The sequence below is a fragment of the Aeromonas sp. R5-1 genome (assembly GCF_040908265.1).
Classification (GTDB): domain Bacteria; phylum Pseudomonadota; class Gammaproteobacteria; order Enterobacterales; family Aeromonadaceae; genus Aeromonas; species Aeromonas caviae.
Window position 1 is genome coordinate 1 of record NZ_JBFODJ010000090.1, and the last position, 3,824, is coordinate 3,824.

General features: G+C 52.9%; 2 protein-coding genes. One reads left to right on the plus strand and one right to left on the minus strand.

Annotated elements, in window-relative coordinates; translation table 11 throughout:
- Positions 1-109: 109 nt before the first annotated feature.
- Entirely contained in the window at positions 110-1,150 is a 1,041-nt protein-coding gene (locus AB5Y64_RS12225; protein WP_042017433.1) for an IS481-like element ISAs19 family transposase, read from the plus strand.
- Between the two features lie 665 nt (positions 1,151-1,815).
- On the opposite strand, the gene AB5Y64_RS12230 is transcribed toward AB5Y64_RS12225, so the two are convergent.
- Entirely contained in the window at positions 1,816-2,766 is a 951-nt protein-coding gene (locus AB5Y64_RS12230) for a transposase (RefSeq protein ID WP_053288170.1), read from the minus strand.
- Between the last annotated feature and the right edge of the window lie 1,058 nt (positions 2,767-3,824).

Below are 3,824 nucleotides of genomic sequence, written 5' to 3' on the forward strand. Positions count from 1 at the left end.
TTGTATGGAGATGGTATTCACCTGACAGTTGCCCACAAAAGGGAGTGGTCATACGGCTTCAAACCGGATAACAAAACGGTACCCCTACCGTGTTATCCGGAGTCACCGTATGACCACCAACGAGAAAGTAGCACGTCGCAAACTCAGCCTGCTAGAGCTCGCCAAAGAGCTCAATAATGTCAGCAAAGCCTGCAAGCTCATCGGCTACAGCCGTCAGCAGTTCTACGAAATTCGCCGTAACTACCAGACCTATGGCGCCGAGGGATTGCTCGACAAATTGCCCGGGTGTAAAGGGGCTCATCCCAATCGGGTCGCTCCTGAGATTGAACAGGCCATCCTCGATTACTCCCTCACCAGACCAACTCATGGCCCGCTGCGGGTCGCCCAAGAACTGGCTCTGCAAGGCATCAATGTCAGTGCGGGTGGTGTGCGTGGCGTGTGGCAACGTCACGACTTGCTCTCCAAACACGACCGCTTGTTGCGCCTCGAGAAAACCCACCGGGAGCAGACCATTGAGCTCAATGACGAGCAGATTCGCCTGTTAGAACGCTTCAGCCCCGAGTTTCGCGAACGCCAGATTGAGGTCCACTACACCGGGGAACTGGTGGCGGTCGACACCTTCTTCGTCGGCGCACTCAAGGGGGTGGGCAAGGTGTATCTGCAAACCGTACTGGACTGCTACAGCCGCCACGCCTGGGGACGGCTCTACACCAGCAAGCTGCCGGTGACCTCGGTTCATGTGCTCAATGAAACGGTATTGCCGTTCTTCGAAGCCCATGAGGCGCGGGTCTATACCATCCTGTCGGACAACGGGCGCGAGTTCTGCGGCCGCCCTGACCATCATCCCTACGAGCTGTTCCTGCAACTGGAGGGGATTGAGCACCGGACCACCAAGGTACGCAGGCCGCAGAGCAACGGCTTTATCGAGCGGCTACATCGCACCCTGCTGGATGAACACTTCCGTATCAAGGGGAGGACAACCTGGTATGAGTCGGTAGAGCAGATGCAGACAGACCTGGACAGCTATCTGGATCACTACAACACCCAGCGGCCACATCAAGGCAGGATGATGGAAGGACAGACTCCCTACAGCATGTTCAAAAAGGGTCTGAAATTGATACCGAAGGAAGTGCGCACTAAAGTAGCGTAAACAAGACACCGGTTTGAGGCCGGTGTCAGGTGATAACTAGATCTGTACAGATTGCTCCTGACTTGAACGTTCCACGTGACTCGCCCTTGCCAACGTATCCAGCAAGATAACAAAGCCTTTCTTCATTTGGGACAGCCATCTTTGTGTACGAATTGTTCCATTGGAGGAACCATATCACCCACTCTGTTTCACTGATGCAAAAATCACCTGCTCAAGCAACACCCACGGTGTCGCAGCGTTGTGAAAAAACGGCCTGATAACAAAGGGCCGATAGCCCCTTTTCCCCAACCCGCCTTATCAGGACAGCCATCTTTTGGAGAAAGAGTTATCAAGACAGCCATCTTTTAGAGAAAGCTCTCATCCAGCGCCCAGCACAACTCGTCATCCAGCATTTGCGATGGTATTTGTGGAACTCGGGGGGATTAAAGAGAATGTCTTGGCATCGATGACGCCAATTCATGGCGCCTTATCAGGACAGCCATCTTTTGGAGAAAGCCCTCATCCAGCGCCCAGCACAACTTGTCATCCAGCATTTGCGATGGCATTTGTGAAACTCGGGGGATTAAAGAGAATGTCTTGGCATCGATGACGCCAATTCAGATGCGATCACACCGGCGGGGTGATGGCGCGATACCGGACGTTGTTATGATGCGAGCATTCATCACTCAAAGGGATGGTTGATGACACCGTCGCTGGCCACAGTGCCAGGCAAACTGCTGACAATGCTCTTTGTCACCCACCACTCTGATGCCCTGGCGCCGAAACAGCGTCACTTGCTTGAGCCAGCGCACCTCGTCCACCCCCAGCCGCGTCAGGATGGGGGCAAGACAAACTGGGATATGGCCCCGTTTGTCCACTCGGATGGCGCGACCTGTCCAGTCCACCAGCATCAGGTAATCCGCAAAGGTATATGCCAGGCTATCGGGTCGCGCTTCGTGCGCGAATGGCAACAGCAACGGCGGCAATGGGGCGGCGGACTGCTCGCCATCGAGACGCTGCTTGAGGCTGGTGTAATCGCTCTGCTCGGGCCGATCGGACAATCCCGCTCGTATCGGATTGAGATCAACATAGGCCATGCAGGCCAGCAGGGCTGATTCGGTGAGCAAGGCCTGGCTCTTGAAGCGCCCTTCCCAGAAATGGCCCTTACAACCATCTTCCCGATTGGCCTGCCGAGCCAGGTTTTCGTTGAGCAACCGCACAAACCAGCTGATGGAATGCAGGCGATCCCGCCACTGTCCTATCAGTTGTTGCACCACGGCCAGTTCGGGCTCAATCAGGGATTCCCCCTGATACCAGCGTCGTACCAGCAGCGGCCACTGGAACAGCGCCGCCCAACGCTCGGCCACCTCCCGCTCGCTCCAATTGGCAGCGGTATCCGACTCGACCTTGAGCACCAGGTGATAGTGATTGCTCATCACCGCATAGGCACACACACCGATGGCAAACAGTCGCGACAATTGGCCCAACTTGTCCACTACCCACTGACGCCGATGCTCGTAACTCTGGCCGGAGTGGGCATCTTCCCCGCACAGAAACGCCCGCCGCACACAGCGACTGACCACATGGTAGTAAGGCGTATCCTGCAAACTGATTTGACGTGAACGGGCAATGGTCATGGCTCACTCCCTGACAGTGACACCTCAAGCCAAGTACAGGGCTACGCCGCTGTCAAAAAGGTGGGTGTCCCAGATTTCACCCCCAGATTGCACAATTTGCTGATCAAGTTCAAAAAACGATGTGATTCCGATGGTTACATCATTTTAAGGCTCGCTTGGGTAGTTTCGTTTGTCTTACAGTGGCTATCTGGAACCTGTTGAACTGCGATGGGCCACTGCCCTCGCTGGTCAATGGAGCATATTGGAAGCTGTAATCCATGGGCGGTAGCGTGGGATTTGGTGGCGTTACGCCCCATACAAAAAGGTGGGTGTCCCAGATTCCTCTATACTAATTGGCCGTGTAGGTTGGCGCTGAGCTTGCAAAGCCCAACATACGAGATACGACATTAATTAGCGGTGTAGGTTGGTGCTGAGCTTGCGGAGCCCAACATACGAGATACGCCGCTGTCAAAAAGGTGGGTGTCCTAGATTTTGCTAGATTTTGGATTTTCCTGCTCCGCTCAACCGCAACCTACGACATTAATTAGCCGCGTAGGTTGGTGCTGAGCTTGCGAAGCCCAACATGCGAGATTTTTATTAGTGTGAATTTTGCGACAAAGATCGCAGATTTCACACGCTGCCCCCCGCCGAAGATGAATCGTTATAGTATGGTTACTATAATCACAATTAGCCGAAAGGGAAATAAATGGCATATTTTATTGGTTCAGTGCTTGGTGCAATGTTTGGCATTTATTTAATATCTAAGTTACTTGAGGTGGTATTTTTAAAGAGAGTGTTAAAGAACCGTATTTCGGTAATTCTAACAAGCACAACTGTATCTTTTTTTCTTGTGTTTGTACTGTGGTATTCAGCTATTGGGAAACCATATGCCCAAGAAGGAATTTCCCTTGCGCTCTATCTATTGGCCTCTTTATTGTTGGTAGCTGTTCGCTGTCGTAGAGCAAAGTAGACGAAGGCAAACACTTTAGGGAAGGTGCGAATAAGCGGGGAAATTCTTCTCGGCTGACTCAGTCATTTCATTTCTTCATGTTTGAGCCGATTTTTTCTCCCGTAAATGC